Source organism: Chitinophaga pendula (assembly GCF_020386615.1).
GTDB lineage: Bacteria > Bacteroidota > Bacteroidia > Chitinophagales > Chitinophagaceae > Chitinophaga > Chitinophaga pendula.
This window is the reverse complement of record NZ_CP077769.1, coordinates 2,833,553-2,855,210: the sequence shown is the minus strand read 5'-3', so window position 1 is coordinate 2,855,210 and position 21,658 is coordinate 2,833,553. Positions and strand designations below refer to the sequence as shown.

Below are 21,658 nucleotides of genomic sequence, written 5' to 3'. Positions count from 1 at the left end.
GGTATTATTATTCCTGCAAAGTGCCAGGATTTGGAAAGGCATGCCTGCAAAAATACTGTTGCATATACATGCCGCCAGTACAGGAGATAATTGCTGGAATGTAACAGGGTATGATGAAACAGGGACCATATGGCTGGAGGTATTGGAACTGGAAACACAGCCGCAGATACCGCCGCAAAAAATTAAAACTTTCATATACGAAGAAGAATGGATCGCAGCTGCTGCAGATACCGCCGTACAGAAACCAGCGTTCAATGATCATCATATCTGGCTCTGTGGCGCTAATCCCGAAATGTCCGCATACTTACAGCGTTCATTTCCAAATGCGCTGGTGACCATCCTGTCGCCTGCAACCGGCGACATCGCTACACAATATACGCTCGCTGTCAAACAGGCATTTACACTCATTCAGCAACAACTGGAACGCAAGACCACCAACACTTCATTTATTCAGATCGTAACCTTGAATCAAGGCGAACAAAAAATATACAATGGATTAATCGCATCTGCCAAAACCATGATGCTGGAAAATCCCCGGATACAGGCACAGCTCATCGGACTACGCGACTGGCAATTATCCGCTGTGGTAGAAAAATTACGGGAAAACAGCCATAGCGCAGATAACTATATCAGGTATAATGAAGTAGAACGCCTTCTCCCAACCTGGCACGCAACAACACTGACAGATACATACCCTGCTCCCTGGAAAACAAATGGTGTCTATCTCATCACTGGCGGTGCTGGTGGATTAGGACTGATATTCGCCACCGCGATGGCGAAGACAACAAAAAATATCACCTTGATATTGACTGGCCGTTCCTCGCTATCAGGGGAAAAAGAAAACACCCTGGCAGCAATCCGTAACCTGGGTGCCACAGTAATTTACCGGCAAACAGATGTAACAAGTAAAGAGGAAGTGACAGCTTTGATTGCCGCTATTGTAACAGAACATAAGACATTACATGGCATCATACACGCTGCCGGCATTATCAGGGATAACTATATCATCAGGAAAACAGTCGCCGAGCTGGAAAGTGTATTGGCGCCCAAAGTGACCGCGCTATACCTTCTGGATGCAGCCACGAAAGACCTGGCATTGGAAACCTTCATCGCCTGTTCGTCTGTTGCTGCCGTCTCTGGCAATGCCGGACAGTTCGACTATGCCGCCGGCAACGCCTTCATGGACGCCTTTGCCAGCTATCGTAACGACCTGCAGCAGAAAGGACAACGTAAAGGACATACCATCAGCATCAACTGGCCCCTTTGGGCCGATGGTGGCATGCACGTCGATACAGCCACCCTGGATCAACTACAGCAGTCAGGTATATACGCCCTGCCTGAAGCAGAGGGGATAAATGCCTTACACTACGCCCTCACAAAAGAGGTGGCACAACTGTTAGTACTCACTGGGGATGAACAGAAATTGAATACGTTTATAAACAACGTATCAGAAAAAATAGCAGCAATAACAACAGCTGCAACTTCCCCAGTAAAAGAAGATGTACTAAAAGAACAGGTACAACGCTCCCTGCAACAACTCCTGGGCAAACATATCAAACTGGAAGCCGCACGCATCGACGCAAATGAACCGTTGGAAAGCTATGGTATAGATTCTGTGATGATCACGGCACTCAATCAGCAATTGGTAGAGATCTTCGGCCCGCTTTCCCGTACCCTCTTCTTCGAATACCAGACGATCAGGGACCTGGCAGCCTATTTCACAACGGCACATGCTACCGCCTGCCTGCGATGGACAGGTATGTCAGCAACATCGCAAATACCTGCTGCACCCGCCACACCTAAACAACGCCGCACCCCACTACGGACACCGGAACGGAAGAAAAAAAATGTGACCGCTATGACAGCCCAACAGGAAAGCATTGCCATCATCGGTATCAGCGGCCGGTACCCGCAGGCAGCCAACATACAGGAGTTTTGGAATAACCTCAAAGATGGCCGAAACTGTATAACAGAAATACCTGCGGATCGCTGGTCATTGGAACAATTCTACGAGGCAGATGCCGACCTCGCAGTAGAACAGGGTAAAAGCTACAGCAAGTGGGGTGGCTTCCTGGAAAATTACGCGGCCTTTGATCCATTGTTCTTTAACATCTCTCCCCGCGAAGCACAAAGCATGGACCCGCAGGAACGCTTATTCACGGAGATATGCTGGGAAGTACTCGAAGATGCCGGCTACACAAAAGAACTGCTAGCTGCAAAACATCAGCACAAAGTTGGCGTATACGCAGGAATCACCAAAACAGGCTACGAACTGTATGGCCCCGCCTTATGGCAACAAGGAGATAACATCTACCCGCACACATCATTCAGCTCCGTTGCCAACCGCATATCCTACCTGCTGAACTTACGCGGACCCAGCCTGCCCTTCGATACCATGTGCTCCTCCTCACTAACCGCCATTCACGAAGCTTGCGAACACCTGCTGAGAGGCGAATGCGAACTCGCCATTGCAGGAGGTGTCAACTTATACGTACATCCGTCCAGTTACGTCATCCTCAGCTCCCAGCGAATGCTGTCAGCCGGAGGCGTGTGTCGTAGCTTCGGCGCCGGCGGCGATGGTTTCGTGCCGGGCGAAGGTGCCGGCGCCGTACTATTAAAACCACTGTCGCGTGCAGAAGCCGATGGCGACCATATATACGCCGTCATCCGCAGCAGCGCCATTAACCATGGTGGCAAAACAAATGGATATACCATACCCAATCCTGCCGCCCAGGGAGAACTGGTACGCACCGCCCTCGATAAAGCCGGACTCGATGCCCGTAGCATCAGCTATATCGAAGCACATGGTACTGGCACCGCATTGGGAGACCCCATCGAAATAACAGGCCTCACACAGGCATTCGAAAAAGATGGCAGCGAAAAACAATATTGTGCCATCGGCGCAGTAAAAAGTAACATCGGCCACCTCGAAGCCGCTGCAGGAATCGCCGGCCTCACCCGCATCGTCCTGCAACTCCGGCATCGCCAGCTGACTCCTACCTTACATGCGGCCGAAAAAAATCCTAACATAGACTTCGAACAAACACCATTCAAAGTGCAGCAAACCACAGAAGAATGGCGCCGCCCGGTAATCAATGGACAACAAATGCCATTGAGAGCGGGCATCTCCTCCTTCGGCGCCGGTGGCGCCAACGCACATGTCATCCTCGAAGAATACCAGCCGCAATTACAGGAACAACCATTGACTAATGGTCCCTGGCTGGTAATATTATCAGCTCGCAACCAGGAACGACTCCTGCTACAAGCCCAGCGCTTACTCGATAATATCACACAACAGCAACATACCGATAAACAACTACCGGCCATCGCCTATACCCTGCAAACAGGTAGGGAAGCATTGGATGAAAGAGTAGCCATAATCGTTGATAGTATAGCAGCCTTACGCCAGAAACTGGAAGACTTCATCTCCGGCGCCACTCATACCTTCGACCTGTATATAGGTCAGGGCCGGAAAAAGAAAGACCAGCTCGGAGCCTTCCTCGAAGAAGATGTTAACAAATGGATCGCCACCTGGGCACAGGAAGGCCACTACAATAAGGTAGCCGCAGCCTGGGTTGCAGGTGTCAACATAGACTGGCAGGTACTTTATCCGCATCATACGCCGGCGAGGATCAGCTTGCCGGTATATCCGTTTGCCCGCGACCGATACTGGCTGCCAATAGCACAACCGGCAGAAAAAAGGAATGACAATACAGCAACACAGCCCACCATCCGGCCGGCCGTTGCCTTTGAAATGCCAGCCGATACCATCGCAAAACCACAGGGCCTTTCACTGAGCATCCCCGCCTTCTCCACAGACATACCGGCCATAGAGAACGTTCCCATACCAATAGCAACGAACGACCTACCGGTAGAAACTGCGATGACCAACCCACACCCCGCACCGGCAACAGATATCAATACCATACAGGAAGAGCTCATCAACAGTTTCGCTTCCGCGTTACTGCTACGTCTGGAAGATGTAGATACAGACAAGAGCTTCATTGAAATGGGTCTGGATTCCATTGTAGGCGTAGAGTGGGTGAGAACGATCAACAAACAATATAGTACGACGATACCTGCTACCAAAGTGTATGATTACCCAACCATCAACGAATTCGCTGCCTACCTCGCAGAAGAAATCACCAGGTTACCCAAAGCACCCAAAGCTGCTCCTGTAGCTACGCCGATACCTGCCGCCGCCCCCGCGTTCCGCCTCGAAACACGGTCAGTAAAACCAGTGCCAGCCACCGTCACCGGCGATTATAAAGATACCGGCCTCGTAGTATCCACCGTACACGACCTCGCAGACATCGCATTGCAACCCTGGCAGGTACCTGCACCGGCAACAGATGAAGTCACCATACAGATCAAAGCTGCTGCAATCAACTTCCCGGACACCTTGTGCGTGAAAGGCCTCTATCCAACAATGCCTGCCTATCCCTTCGTTCCCGGATTCGAAGTAGCAGGTATCGTCACCGCCGTAGGTGCCACCGTAGAAGACCTGCAACCGGGGGATAGCGTGATCGCCTTAACCGGCAAACTGTTAGGTGGACATGCCACCAGTGTCAATGTCCCGGCCGGAAACGTAGTGATAAAACCATCCACACTATCATTCGAAGAAGCGTGTAGCCTGCCCGTAGTATTTTCAACAGTTTACTACGCCTTCGAACAAGCCAGGTTGAAACAGGGCGAAAAAGTCCTGATACAAACCGCCACCGGCGGCTGCGGCCTGATGGCCCTGCAACTGGCCAACCTCAGACAAGCACAGATATTTGCCAGCGCCGGTCAGGAACATAAAAGAGAAATATTAAAACAACTGGGCGTATATCATGCATTTAGCTATAAAACAGCCTTCGATAAAGAAATACAATCACTGACCGCCGGAGAAGGTGTCGACGTAGTCCTCAATATGCTCGCCGGCGATGCAATACAAAGAGGACTGAATTGCCTCGGTGCAGAAGCGCGCTACCTCGAATTGGCCGTACATGGACTAAAGACCAGCCCCAGGCTCGACCTGTCCGGTCTCACCGCCAACCAGACCTTCTACAGCATAGACCTCCGCCAACTAAGCATACGGCATAACACCACCGGCAAACACCTGCTGCAACTAATGACCGATATGGCAGACGCTGGTGATATCGTTCCTATCGTATCCAGGATATATCCGTACGCCGACATACAGGAAGCACTCCGCTACGTAGAAAAAGGAGAACATATCGGAAAAGTAGTGATCAGCCACGACACCTCGGAAATGATAGATCTCACAAAAGATTGTATCGCCAACCTGAAAGCACACAAACAACGCGCCGCAGGTCGTACCATAAAAAGTAAACCTTCGCCTGCACTGATAACAGCTACAACCACAACGCCGCAACACGAAGATGCCATCGCGATCATCGGCATGAGCGGACAGTTCCCCAAAGCCAAAGACCTGGATACATATTGGCAAAATCTGCGCGAGGGAAAAGATTGCATAAGCGAAGTACCCGCAGATCGCTGGGAACACGAACAATACTACGAGGAGGATATAGAGGCTGCCGGTAAGACCAACAGCAAATGGATGGGAGTACTGGAAGATGCCGACAAATTCGATCCGCTGTTTTTTAATATCTCTCCGGCAGAAGCCGAATGGATCGACCCGCAACAACGCCTCTTTATGGAAAGCTGCTGGACCGCCATCGAAGATGCCGGCATACGGACTGCCGCCCTCTCAGGCACCCGCACCGGCGTATTCGCCGGTTGCGCTACCGGCGACTATGGCCAGAGCGTCGACAGCCAACGCCTCAACGCACAGGGCCTCATGGGTGGCGCTTGCTCTATACTCAGCGCCAGGATATCCTACCTCCTTAACCTCAAAGGTCCCAGCATGGCAATCGATACCGCCTGCTCCTCCGCCATGGTAGCGATCGTAGAAGCATGTAAAAGCCTCGTACTGCGAGAAAGCGACCTGGCACTGGCAGGGGGCGTAAATGTCATGGCCGGACCACTCCCGCATATCATGATCAGCAAAGCGGGCATGTTCTCACCAACCGGTCATTGCTACACCTTCGACCAGCGGGCAGATGGCTTCGTACCAGGAGAAGGTGTCGGTGTCGTACTGCTGAAAAGATTGAGCGATGCCCAACGAGATGGAGATGCCATACATGGCGTGATCCGGGGATGGGGCATCAACCAGGATGGAAAGACCAATGGCATCACCGCTCCAAGCGTAAAATCACAGACCTCGCTGGAACAGGAAATATATAAACGCTTCAATATCGATCCTGCCACCATAACAATGGTCGAAGCCCATGGCACCGGTACCAAACTTGGCGACCCCATAGAAGTCGAAGCCCTGATCAAAGCATTCGCCCAACCTCAAAACATAACCCCTTATTGCGCACTGGGATCTGTAAAAAGTAATATAGGACATCTCATGGCAGCAGCAGGCGCCGGCAGCCTCATCAAAGTACTACTCAGCCTCCGCCATAAAGAAATCCCCCCAACTATACATTTTGATCAACTGAATGAACATATCTCCCTGGAAGGGGCACCGTTTTTTATCAATACCGCCGTCCGCAACTGGGAATCACCAGAGGGCACACCGAGAAGAGCAGCCGTCAGCTCATTCGGCTTCAGCGGTACCAACGCTCACCTGGTAGTAGAAGAATATACGATGCCCACCACAACTACCAGCAAAGAAGATGCCCCGGCATTGATAGTAATATCCGCCAGGACCAAAGAACGCCTCCGGGCTTACGCCACACAACTACATCAGTTTATAACAGCAAATCCCTTAATCAGCCTGGCAGACATCGCCGATACCTTGCTGAGAGGAAGAGATCAGTGGGAAGAAAGACTGGCAATAGTAGCAGAAAATAGAGAACATCTGCTGGCATTGCTCGCATCCACACCAGGAGGTGAACACGCAGACAAGATATTCACCGGCTACGCCCGCAAAAACAAACCGGCTGATCAACATAAAACAGCTGCGATAACAACCGCCTGGGAAAATAAAGATTGGCCTATCCTGGCAAATACCTGGGTACAAGGTTGGGATATCACCTTGCCCATTCAGGACAGTCACCGGTCTGCAAAAGTACACTTGCCTACATACCCCTTCCGTCGTGATCGCTATTGGGAAAAAGCGGCTATCCTGGTACCCTTGCCGGCACCAGCGCCAGCAACCTTCTCTGCCCCCGCAGATACCTTGATACTATCACCAGCATGGTCCTCGCTGCCGGCACCTGCAGCATCCCATACACAGATAAAACATATCGTATTGCTGTGTGAGCCGCCGGAAAATATAAGCAGCTCCCTGCCAGGCTTATTGCCGCAGATAAAAATAACAACACTGGAAGCTACCGCACGAAATATCGCAGATAGATACACTTCCGTAACAATAACCTTACTCGATATTATACGCGAACTGCTGACAGCCGGAGACAACAAAACATGCCTGGTACAATTACTGACTGCCGGCGAAGACAATACCTTCTATGAAGGACTACTGGCATTACTCAATAGCGCCAAACAGGAAAATCCGGGCCTGCAAGGGCAGTTGCTCACACTGGACAGCTGGAAAGAACCAGATACGATCGCCGCATACATCCTGGAAAATACCGCCGCAGTCAATAACTATATCCGTTACGATATAAATGATACCCGCTATGTAAAAACATGGCAACCACTTTCTGAAAAGGACAATAAAACAAATACCCTATGGAAAGAAGAAGGCGTTTACCTCATCACAGGTGGCGCGGGTGGCCTGGGACGCTTATTCGTACAGGATATCATCACACAGGTAGAAAAAGCAACCGTTATCCTGACCGGTAGATCAGCCTGGCAGGGACAACCAGATGAAATAGGACAGAACGGAATAACAGTCGTGTACCACCGTACGGACATCAGCAGACAGGAAGATGTACAGGAACTGATACAACATATCATTCAGCAATATGGCCGCCTGGATGGCATCATGCATGCAGCAGGCGTGATCCGCGATAACTATATCATCCGGAAGATGCCTCAGGAAGCCCTTCAGGTACTACAACCCAAAGTACAGGGACTGGTCGCACTGGATCTGGCTACTCGCCAACTGCCATTGTCATGGTTCATTTGCTGTTCCTCCATTGCAGGGGTCGCTGGCAACGCCGGACAGGCCGATTACGCCGCGGCCAACGCTTTCATGGATGCCTACATGACCACGCGTCAAAAGAAGGCTGACAGAGGCGAAAGAAGCGGCCGCTCATTATCAGTAAACTGGCCCTTGTGGAAAGAGGGAGCCATGCAAGTAGCCGAAGAACACCAGCAACTGGCGGCAGAAAAAGGATTGTTACCCCTACCCGTAAAAGCAGGCTTACAAGCCCTTCATTATAGCTACAATACCGCAAGTGTACAGGCGCTGGTATTGTATGGTGATCACCAGAAACTCCAACAGATACCGCTCTATGTAAACGATGGACTTCCCATAGCAGAACAAAATCATACCCCGGTAGCTATCAACAAAGAAGCACTCACGACAGCGGTCTTGCAACAACTGAAATCATTATTAGGTAAACAGCTGAAAATAGATCCGGTAGAGATAAGTGAAGAAGAACCCTTGGAAAGATATGGCATAGATTCTATTCTGATCACCCGGCTGAACCAACAATTGATAACAGCATTCGGCAATATACCGCGTACCCTGTTTTTCGAATACCAGACACTGGCAGCATTAGCCGCTCACCTCGCCGCCGTATATCCGTCACAGGCAGAAACATGGACCGGCCTGCAAATACCCAGATGGTCAGCCGTTCAGTCACCCGCCGCTGCACAACCGCTAAAACATCGTGCTGCTGCAATAGTAGCAGCCCCCGCATCCGGACTTGCCGCCAACACTAACCCATTGCCGGCACAGGAAGGAATTGCCATCATCGGCATCAGCGGCCGCTACCCTGGCGCAGATAACATCCGGGAGTTCTGGGAACAACTGAAAGCCGGGAAAGACTGTATAACAGAAATTCCTGCCGAACGCTGGTCTTTAGAAGACTTCTACTATCCGGATGCCAACGCCGCCATCGCAAAGGGAAAAAGCTATAGCAAATGGGGCGGCTTCCTGAATAATTTCTCGGCCTTTGATCCATTGTTCTTTAACATCGCCCCTAAAGAGGCCCTGTGCATGGACCCCCAGGAACGCCTCTTTATAGAAAGTAGCTGGCTGGCGCTGGAAGATGCAGGATATACCCGCGAACTGCTCACCTCCCGCCATAACAACAGGGTAGGCGTATTCGCAGGTATTACCAAAACCGGCCATGAACTATATGGCCCCCTGTTAAGAAGACAGGGAGAGACCATCTTCCCGCATACCTCCTTTGGTTCCGTCGCCAACAGGGTATCATACCTGTTCAACCTGCAAGGGCCCAGCATGCCGGTAGATACCATGTGCTCCTCATCCCTGACAGCTATCCATGAAGCTTGTGAACACCTCTTACGTAATGAGTGCGAACTGGCCATAGCAGGTGGCGTTAACGTATATGTACATCCCGATACATACAGCGCCCTCTGCACACAAAGGATGCTCTCAGAAAGCGGACAATGCCGCTCCTTCGGAGAAGGTGGCGACGGATTCGTACCGGGCGAAGGCGTTGGCGCCGTACTGCTAAAAAGACTCTCCCAAGCAGAAGCCGATGGCGACCACATATATGCAGTAATAAAAGGAAGTAGTATCAACCATGGTGGTAAAACAAATGGCTATACCGTACCGAACCCCACCGCGCAGGCTGCCGTCATCAGAACAGCGCTCCAGAAAGCAGGGGTGACAGCCAGCCGCATCTCCTACGTGGAAGCACATGGCACCGGCACCGCATTGGGAGATCCTATCGAAGTGACAGGCCTGGTACAAGCCTACTCAAAAGATACCACCACATCGCAATATTGTGCCCTCGGTGCCGTAAAAAGCAACATCGGCCATCTCGAAGCAGCCGCAGGTATTGCAGGGCTCACCAAGATCATCCTGCAAATGCAACATAAAACCCTCGTCCCCAGCCTCCATGCCGCAGATACCAATAGCAATATAGACTTCTCCGGCACACCGTTCAAAGTACAACAACAACTACAGGAATGGGATACACCGACACTGACGGGCGATAATAAATACACTCGCATGGCAGGACTGTCTTCCTTCGGAGCAGGGGGCGCCAACGCACACCTGATCCTGGAAGAATACATACCGGTAAATAAAGTAGCCGGAACAACCAGCCAGGGACCATTCATGATCACACTGTCCGCCAGGAACAGCGAACGCCTGACAGCAGTCGTACAACAACTGCTGCAGACCCTGGAAAATGAACACTATACCAGTCACCAATTACCGTCAATTGCCTTCACCCTGCAGACCGGAAGAGAACACCTGGAAGAAAGAGCCGCCTTCCTGACAGCAGATATCGAACAACTCAAACAACAATTGACAGCATTCCTGACCGGAACCACTACCGGCAATGGTATTTATCATGGACAAGTGAAAGCCGGGAAAGATACACTTGGATTACTGGGCGACGACGACCTGGGACCTGCCATAGAAAGATGGCTCGAACAACAGAACTTCGGCAGGATATTACAGTTATGGGTAAAAGGCCTCAAATTCGACTGGCAACGATTATACAGCGGCCTGTCCATACAGCGTATCAGCCTCCCCGGATACCCCTTCGCAAAAGAAAAATACTGGGTCGGCGATCTGCTGGACACTGCAGTAATGAATATCAGTGCACATACCAACCTACCCGTATTACATCCATTGTTGCATCGGAATATTTCAGGATTCGATGGCCCCTTGTTTACCACCACGCTAAATGGTGCTGAACAAATTATGCAACAACATCCGGATGGTACACAATACCTGTTGCCAGGACTGGGACTGCTCGAAATGGTATTGGCAGCATTGTCAGAAGTAACACAAAAAGAACTGGCTGTTACCTTGTCAGAAATAGTCTGGGATGCTCCCGTTACCATCACCGGTGAACCACTAACCTTATTCACTGCCTTATACAAAAATGCCAGCGGCCTGATTCACTTCGAAATTTATGATCACAACCAGGTTTATCTGCAGGGGAAAGCATCCTTACAGGCAGATACCCTCAATGAAATACCAGCTTCCCTCCCGGGTGTAAACCTCCTGACAGCACTGAAAGAGGAACAATGGAAACTCCCGCTTTCCCTCTTGCAACGTCCGTTGACAACATTGCCGGATACTGATGCCGGCCGGTTATATCCCTCCGGATTAAAAGAACTTCAGATCGTTACCACGGTAACCGGACAATTACAGATCGCAAGCACCACCACCGATACCACAGCAACACCTTCTAGCTGGGATATCACCTTGTACAACGGAACAACCGTGTACGCTGCCTTCAAAGGATTGGAATACCGCTATCAGGCAGCAGGAAAAACAAAAGCAGCGTCCACCTTATTGCTACAGCCTTCCTGGACATCACTGCCACAAACAACATATGCAGCTAACCAGGACAAACAGATAATGATCCTGATAGAACCAGATGAAAGAACAATCACCTGGCTGACTGATACATACCCCAAGGCATTGATACTGCAAGCAAATGCACCGTCTGCCGCAGAACGCTACCAGGACTATGTATTACAATTACTTGATCATATCGCAGGTTGGCTAAAACAAAAGGAAAAACAACAGACGATACTGCAGGTGTTGATAACAGCGGCAACACCGCTCCTAAGAGGGATACAGGGGCTGTTAAAGACCTTGGAAAAGGAAGCACCTCACTATCGTGGACAACTGCTGGAATACGAAGATTGGGATGCCTGCAGACAACTATACGAACAACATGCACTGGATGCTGCCCTGCCCAACACACATATCAGGTTTATCAAAGGACAGCGTCATATAGAAGAATGGTCAACAATAACAGCACAGGACCCATCTGCTGTGCCTGTCTGGAAAAATGGAGCGGTATACCTGATCACCGGCGGAATGGGTGCCCTGGGACTGCTGTTTGCCCGCGATATCATCCGGCATACAAACCAGGTGACACTGATCCTGACAGGAAGAAGCCAGCTGAGTGAACAACAGTCATTGTTACTGCGCGAATTAAATACTGCCCACGCCACAGTAGTGTATAAACAAACTGACATCTCCCGCCAGGATGCAGTAGAAAAATTGTTACAATACATCATAGATGCATTCGGCCAGCTGAATGGCATATTGCATAATGCAGGTAGCATCAGCGATAACTTCATCATCCGTAAGTCAGCACCGGAAGCACAGCAGGTACTGCAACCCAAAGTGAACGGAACACAATACCTGGATGAAGCCACCCAGGATATCTCCCTGGATTTCTTCATCACCAGTTCCTCCGTAGCTGCCGTTTTGGGCAACGTAGGACAAGTAGACTACGCCGCTGCCAATGCCTTTATGGATGCCTACATACAACATCGTAACAAGTTGGTGGCCGCCGGTCTCAGAGCGGGCAGGAGTATATCCTTCAACTGGCCCTTGTGGCAGAATGGCGGCATGAATGTCGACAAAAGCATACTGGCACAACTCACCGCCGCTGGCGTAACACCAATGCCTGATACTGCCGGACTTACTGCGTTACATACCGCCTTATCAACTGGCATTTCCCAGGTACTGGTGTTACATGGACAGGCCGAGAAACTACTGGCCTTACTACCTGGGAAAACGACCGGAACAACAACTGCGGCAACGATCAGTTTGACCAAAGAACAGCAACAACAACTGAAGACAAGAGTAGTACAGGAATTGAAGAAAATGTTGGCCCGCCAGATCAGACTGGAAGCTGCTAGGATAGATGCAGAAGAGCCGCTGGAAAGTTATGGCATCGACTCCATCATCATCACAAACCTGAATCAGCAATTGGAACAGACCTTTGGCACAATATCCAAGACACTGTTTTTTGAATACCAGCATTTGAATGCGTTATCAGAATATTTTGTTATACACCATGCCGCTGCCGCTACCCGATGGACCGGGCTGGAAGCATTACCACAAGCCGCGTCGCCCGCAGCGATAGCAGGACTGGTAAAATGGGGGCCCCGCCAATTTAATCTTTCATCGCCCGCAATAAAAAGTAGCTATATAGCAGGGGAGGAGCCCATCGCAATCATCGGCCTGAGTGGCCGCTATCCGCAGGCAGACAACCTAGCTGCCTATTGGAATAACCTGGTCGCAGGCCGCAATACCATCACCGAGATACCAGAAGAAAGATGGAGCCTGGAAGGATTCTATTTACAAGACCCGGAGACAGCAGCACGCGAAGGGAAGAGCTATAGCAAATGGGGCGGTTTCCTGGATAACTTCGCCAGCTTCGATCCGTTATTCTTTAATATATCTCCACGCGAAGCCCTCAATATGGACCCGCAGGAACGTTTGTTTGTACAAACCTGCTGGGAAGTACTGGAAGATGCCGGCTACACGAAAGATAGCATCGCCGGAAAATACAATAGCAGAGTAGGAGTGTTTGCCGGTATCACCAAAACGGGATATGAATTGTATGGCCCACCCATGCGTAGCCAGGGTACACAGGCATTCCCACATACCTCCTTCAGCTCCGTAGCAAATAGGGTCTCTTACCTGCTGGACCTGCATGGACCAAGCATGCCGGTAGATACCATGTGCTCCTCTTCTCTGACCGCCATACACGAAGCTTGCGAACACCTGCGCAGGGGAGAATGTGAAATGGCCATCGCTGGTGGCGTAAACCTGTATGTACACCCGTCCAACTACGTCCTGCTGAGTGCACAGCGTATGCTCTCCGCCAGTGGGGAATGCCGTAGCTTCGGCGCCGGCGGCGATGGATTCGTTCCGGGTGAAGGCGTAGGGGCCGTATTGCTCAAGCCATTGTCAAAAGCAGAAGCCGATGGCGATCATATCTACGGTGTCGTAAAAGCATCCGCCATCAATCATGGTGGTAAAACCAATGGCTATACGGTGCCCAACCCCAATTTACAGCGCGACCTTATCAGGGAAACATTAGATAAAGCAGGCGTCGATGCAAGAACCATAAGCTATGTAGAGGCCCATGGTACAGGTACCTCCCTCGGCGATCCGATCGAAATTACCGGCCTCACCCAGGCATTTGAAAAAGATACCCGCGATACACAGTATTGCGCAATCGGCGCTGTTAAAAGTAATATCGGCCACCTGGAAGCAGCTGCCGGCATCGCTGGGCTTACCAAAGTATTGCTGCAAATGCAACACAGACAATTGGTCCCCACTCTGCATGCCGACCGGACAAATCCGAATATTAACTTCCATAATACCCCTTTCCGTGTACAACAACAGCTGGAAGATTGGAACAGACCCTTGCTGGATACAGCGGGTACACTACAGGAATATCCTCGCGTAGCTGGCATATCTTCCTTCGGTGCAGGTGGCGCCAACGCCCACATCATCATCGAAGAATATACCACCCCGGCAGCCTCATTCAAAACAAACCTCCCGGTAGTAATAGTAATATCCGCTCGCACACAGGAAAGACTGACCGTAAAGGTGCAGCAGCTGATAGCAACATTGAAAGAGGAACACTATACCAATGCACAGCTGGCAAACATAGCATATACCTTGCAGACAGGACGCGAACACATGGAACATCGCCTGGGAGTGACCGTTAATACCCTCGAAGAAGTTGTTACCAAACTACAAGCCTTCCTGAATGGCGATATAGCCGATCAGCTCTATACAGGACAATTGAAAGGCAATAAAGAGACCTTACATGTATTCGAAGACGAAACCCTGCAGGATGCTATCGCAAAATGGCTGGAAAAGAAAAACTATGGAAGACTGCTGGAACTATGGGTGAAAGGCCTGGACTTCGACTGGGAGCGCCTGTATACCACACAGGTGCCGGCAAAAGTATCCCTGCCGGTATACCCGTTTGCAAACGAAAAATACTGGATAGAGGCAGCATACCGTAAACAGGAGGCTGTCACCTACTCACCGGTATTCCCCTCGCCACCGCCAGATACCCCGCAGGAAGAACCGGCATCCAACGTACATATAGGCAACTCCATACTGGAATTGACAACATGTATCGAACAGGATCTCCAATCTATCATCAGCAGACTACTGACTATACCATCCCAACGGCTGGATATAGAAGAAAGCCTGGCCGCATTCGGCTTCGATTCTGTCACATTGGCTACATTCGCGAGTGAACTAAGCCGGCATTACAGTATCAGTATCAGCCCGGCTTTATTCTTTACCTATCCCACCATTGCACAGCTTACAAACTACTTCCTGCAGACGCACGCGCTTGCAATGAAAAAAAGATACCAGCTATGTATTGCTGACGCGCCGGCCACAGCCGCACCTCGCACGCTCCCCCTCGGATCACAGCCGGCTACGACAATACCAGAACCTATAGCTGTAATAGGCATGAGCGGTAGATTCCCGGGATCTTATAATATCGAAGAGCTGTGGAATGACCTGGCCAATGGCATAGACAAGATCACACCCATGCCCGCCGATCGGCAATACAGACGTTTCTTCACCGACCCCTCGGCAACACCTGGCAAATACTGGGGAGGATACCTCCCCGGTGTCGATGAATTCGATCCTTTGTTCTTTAATATCTCTCCGGCAGAAGCAATAGAGATGGATCCACGCCATCGCCTGCTTTTACAGGAATCCTGGAACGCACTGGAAGATGCTGGCTATGGCGAACGCCATGTCAAAAAAGAACGTATCAGCATGTTCGTCGGTGCAGAAGAGGGGGAGTATGGATTCCTGTCTGCCGAACAATCCACCATTACTGCTAATCATAATGGTATATTGGCCGCCCGCTTAGCCTACTTCCTCAATTTCAGCGGCCCCGTAATGACTATCAATACCGCTTGCTCTTCCGGATTGGTAGCCGCACACCAGGCTTGCGTAAGCCTGCGCAACAATGAATGCGACACCGCACTGGCAGCAGGCGTTAACCTGATATTATCCGTAGATGGCTTTGAAGGAATGCAGCAGGCCGGTATGCTCTCGGAAGATGGGAAATGTTATGCATTCGACAAACGTGCTAATGGCATGGTGCCGGGAGAAGCAGTAGTCGTCCTGGTATTGAAGAAACTCTCAAGAGCCGTCGCCGATGGCGATCATATTCATGCCGTCATCAAAGGTAGCGGTGTCAATTACGATGGCAAAAGCAATGGCATCACCGCACCAAGCGGCGCCGCACAGGCAGCATTGCTGAAATCCGTATACACCAGCCACCAGATTAACCCGGAACAAATCGGATACATCATCACACATGGTACCGGCACCCGCCTGGGAGACCCGGTTGAAATACAGGCACTCAATGAAGTGTTCAGTCATTACACAGAAAAAAAGGCCGCTTGTGCCCTGACTTCCGTTAAAACAAACCTGGGACATACCTTCGCCGCTTCCGGCCTCGTCAGCCTCATTACCCTGATCAGCGCCATGCAGCAGCACATCATACCAGCCAGCCTGCATTATGAACAGGAAAGCGACTATATCGACTGGGATAACAGTAATTGCTATGTCAACCAACAATGTCGCCCATGGCAGGCGTCCGGCAATCGCATAGGCGCCGTCAGCGCATTCGGCATGAGCGGCACTAACGCCCATATGGTAGTGGAAGAAGCGGTCAACAACGTAAAAGCAACCGTATTGCCAACATACCTCCTGGTAATTGCCGCTAAAACAACAGCGGCACTCAAAGCAAGAGTAACAGCATATCTCAGCTACCTGAAAGCACGTACACTTGTACCACAGGAATGGACGGCCTTCATCTATACCCTACAGGCTGGCCGCTATCATTTTCCACATCGCCTAGCTTGCGCCGTAAATGACCAGAAAGAAGCAATAACCCTCCTCGCAAACTGGCTGAATGATACAGGTACAACACAGATACAAACAGATGTCGTACAGCCGGACTTCAGACTATCAGCCGCCCTCCAGCAACAAGTAAAGGAACTCGCAGCCGATAGCAACAAGCTGCTGAATGATCCCGCCAGATACCGGCATACACTCATCGCATTGGGAGCGTATTATTGCCAGGGAGCAAACATCCCCTGGGAAATGTTGTACAATGGACAAATACCTGGCAGACTCAGTTTACCGGGATACCCGTTTGCACAGGAACACTATTGGGTGACACCGGCAGTTGCTAAAATAACATACATACCGCCTGTAAATAATACCGATCCTGAAGACTTGCTCACCTTTACAGAACATTGGGTGACAAGTCCTGTAAATACACAACAAACCGAACAGTTTGCCACCATACTTTGCTTTACAGGCAACAAACAAACTACCCAAACTGTAACAGCGTATTTAAAGCAACATAATACAGATACACGTGTCATATTCGTTGAATATGACAACAGCTTCCGGCAGATAAATGCCACGCATTTTACCTTAAATGCCCAGCAACCGGAAGACTATAGCCAACTGTATAATAACATATCCCAACTACCGGGCAAAACAGCCATATGGTACATGGCAAACGACCAGGAGCTGAAACAGGAATACCACCATATATTCTGCTTGCTCAAATCACTTGCCACAGCAGCATTACCACCGGTAGAAATAATATTGACTGCCCGTATCAATACCGCAATAGATCGTGTGTACATAGATACCTGGATAGGATTTGAAAGATCATTGGCTTTTGTACTGCCGGGCAGCCGCCTGCGCTTAATAGCATTTGAAGCAGAAGAACCCAATCTCATCCAAAAAGGCTGGGAAGAACTACACCTGCAGACAGGCCAAAGCATTTGGTATGAAAAAGGAAAAAGGAAGACCCGCAGCGTACAACCCATCCTGCTACAACCGGCAGAAAATATACTGGTAGAAAATGGAGTATACCTGATCACAGGAGGAACCGGTGGATTAGGCGCTTTATTCGCCCGTCACCTGGCAGGAAAATATAAAGCTACCTTGCTGCTTACCGGCCGCTCCGCATTAAATAGTGATCGCTCCGCAATATTGAAGGAGCTGCAAAAACTGGGAGCAAACGTACATTATATACAGGCAGATGTTTGCGACGAAACAGCATTACGCCAGGTATTCCAGACAGCCTTGGATACATACGGCAGGATCGATGGTGTCATACATGCCGCCGGCATCGCAGCAGATACCCTGCTGCAGCATAATGAATGGCCACGGTTCAGCAACGTATTATCACCGAAAATTACAGGCACCTTGCTGTTGGATAAGATATTGCAGGAAACCTGCACTGCGCATCCGCCGGCCTTTGTCTGCTATTTCTCGTCCTCCTCAGCTATTATAGGTGACTTCGGCTCCTGCGATTACGCCATCGGCAACCGCTTCCAGCTTTCTTATGGTCAGTATAGAAGCGCACAACGATATCCCGGAAAAACAGTGGTCATCAATTGGCCACTATGGAAAGAGGGTGGAATGCGCTTTGACCAGGATGCCAGTACCCAACTGTATCTCAGAACCAGCGGACAACGCCTGCTACATGCCGCAGAAGGCATTGCTCTCTTCGAACAATTACTGGCACAGCCCGAAGGTACCTACCTCGTATTGGCAGGCCAACAGGAACGCATACATCGTTTCCTCGGTGTAACACCAGCTACGGAAACAACAGCACCTCCCGCTCTCGCACCGGCCAGCAACGGAACAACCATCAAATCAGATAAACAAAATAATAGTAAACGCCTCGAAACAGACATTAAAGGATTCATCAGCCACCAATTAAAGATAGATGCAGACAAACTGGATCCAAGAGTGAACCTCGCAGATTTTGGCTTTGACTCCATCAAACTGTCCGCATTGGCAAAAACATTAAGCAATCATTTCAATACTACCATCACCCCAGCCGTCTTCTTCGGACATGCTAGTATCAATGCACTGGTAACATATTTCGAAACCAACTTCGCTACTGCTATAACACAATTGTATCAGCAAAACGAACAAGCACCGGCAATTACCGCTTCCCCCGCAGCTAGCCCCTCCGGAGCAGGAGAACTTCTACACCTGACGGAAGGCCCTATCGCTATCATCGGCATGAGTGGCCGCTTCCCGCAATCACGGAATATCGCCGAACTCTGGGAACTGCTCACCGGTGGAATAAACGCCGTACAGGAAATACCGGCAGATCGGTTTGACTGGAAAGAATACTATGGCGACCCCGCACAGGAAGAAGGCCGCACAAATGGAAAATGGTGCGGTACCGTACCAGGAGCCGGAGAATTTGATGCGGCATTTTTTGAATTCTCTCCCCGGGAAGCCACCGGGATGGATCCCCGCCAGCGCCTCCTGCTGCAGGAAGCCTGGAATACACTGGAAGATGCAGGATACGGCCCCGAACAACTTACTACACAAACCATCGGTATGTACGTAGGCGTAGAAGAGGGCGATTACGCATTGCTCGCCAAAGGACAAGGAAACATCACCTCTTCACATAACGCAATATTGGCTGCTCGCTTAGCCTATCACCTCGGATTCAATGGTCCTGTAATGGCTATCAATACCGCCTGCTCTTCAGGGCTGGTCGCCGTACACCAGGCTTGCATGAGCTTGTGGAGAAATGAAACAGATGCTGCCATCGCCGCAGGCGTCAACCTGCTGCTCACACCCGATAGCTTCATCAGTATGGGACAAGCAGGCATGTTGTCGCCGGATGGAAAATCCTATGCCTTCGATTCAAGAGCCAACGGCATGACTCCGGGCGAAGCCATCGCCGTAGTGATGTTAAAACGACTGGCCGACGCAGAACGGGATGGAGATCCCATATACGCCGTCATTAAAGGTAGTGGGGTGAACTATGATGGTCGCAGTAATGGTATTACCGCTCCCAATAGCACAGCACAGAGTAGCTTGATGCAAAATATATATCAGCGGTTTGAGATCGCTCCGCAACAAATAGAATACATAGTAACACATGGTACCGCTACCCGTATAGGCGACCCCGTGGAGATACAGGCACTGGATAACGTATTCCGCCAACATACCGATCGTAAACAATATTGCGCATTGACATCCAATAAGAGCAACCTGGGCCACACATTCGCTGCCGCAGGGATCGTCAACCTGATCAATATGGTACAGGCCGTAAAGACCGGCCTGATCCCCGCCAGCCTGCATTGTGAACAGGATACCGATTATATTAACTGGAAAGACAGCTGCTTCTTTGTCAATAAATCCACCCGCACCTGGGATACCGCCAACGCCAATGGCCGCCTGGGCGCCGTGAGCGCATTCGGCATGAGCGGCACCAATGCACATGTAGTAGTACAACAGTATGCAGCTGCTGCAAAGGCAGCGGCAAAGCTACCGGCTTATCTGCTCCTCCTCTCTGCCAAAACAGAGAGCACATTGCAACAACGGATCAGCCAATTGTTAGCCTTCCTCGAATCTCCCGCAGCCGATACCGCCGCACTGGCCGCCATAGGCCATACTTTACAAACAGGCCGGCACCACTTCAGATATCGCTTTGCCGGTGTGATACATACACGCGAAGAAGCAATTGCCACATTGCGCAGCAGCCTGTCAGGAGACCAGCATCCGCAAATATTCCGTGGTATCGTACCGCCCGTTTTTGAAGAACAGGAAGTACTGGCCAACTATACAAAAGAACTTCTCCTGCAATGCCGGGATCGCCAGGACAGCACAACCTATGCCGAACACCTGCATGGATTGGCAACACTCTACTGCCAGGGATATGATATCAACTGGAGCGACCTGTACGATCAGCTACGCCCCGCCCGTATCCACCTGCCCACATATCCGTTTGAACGTCTCGTATACTGGCCGGTAGCAAAAGCAGAGAAAGTAATTACTCCTCCGGAACCCCTGGAACCCGAACAAACATCGGAACCCATTGCCAAACCAATCGCTATCACCCTCGGACAACCCGTAGCAATAACACTGGAAGCCGAAGAGAAAAAAATAAATATTGCAACACTACCGGCAATGGTGCCAGCTACCACCGCCGTTACGCCTGCGGAAACAAAAGCAATAACAGCGACAACCGCACCGCGTATACAACAACTGGAAACAGCATTGGTGAATAGCCTGGCGGCCGTACTTTACCTGGAACCTGCAGAAATAGACAAGACCAAAACTTTCATCGAGTTAGGAATGGACTCCATCATCGGTGTGGAATGGATAAGGACCGTCAATAAAAAATATGCCACTACACTCGGAGCCACCAAGGTCTATGACTATCCAACTATCAAAGAATTCGCAGTCTTCTTGCAGGAACTGTTAACGCCGCAACAGAACGATCACACTACTGTACCTGCCAGCCCGGACATAGCACCGATACCTGTTCAACAGGTCCTTCCACCTGTCAAACCAGCCAGGAATATAAATACCCTGCAGAATGAACTGATAAGGACATTCGCTGACATATTATACGTCGAACCGGGTGATATAGACCCTGATAAAAAGTTTATTGAAATGGGAATGGACTCTATCATCAGCGTAGAATGGATACGCCAGCTCAATAAACAATACCAGACAACAATTTCTGCAACTAAAGTATACGACTATCCTACGATCCGTGCATTTACCACCTTCCTCGCAGAGGAACTGGACCAGCGCATACAGACCACCGCAACAGACACATCCGCTTCCCTGGATGACGTACTGAAACAGGTAGAAGATGGCCAGCTGGACATCGATCAGGCGACCCAATTTTTACATCAGCTAAAGTTTTAAAGACCT

1 protein-coding gene (only partly in view) is annotated in these 21,658 nt (G+C 50.3%); it reads left to right on the top strand.

Annotated features, from left to right (window positions below):
- Positions 1-21,652, top strand: partial view of an SDR family NAD(P)-dependent oxidoreductase gene (locus KTO58_RS09995; RefSeq protein WP_225860176.1) — the 3' portion only. It extends 16,835 nt beyond the left edge of the window; the window shows 21,652 of its 38,487 coding nt (coding positions 16,836-38,487); its start codon lies beyond the left edge, outside the window; it ends in the stop codon at positions 21,650-21,652.
- Positions 21,653-21,658: the final 6 nt, after the last annotated feature.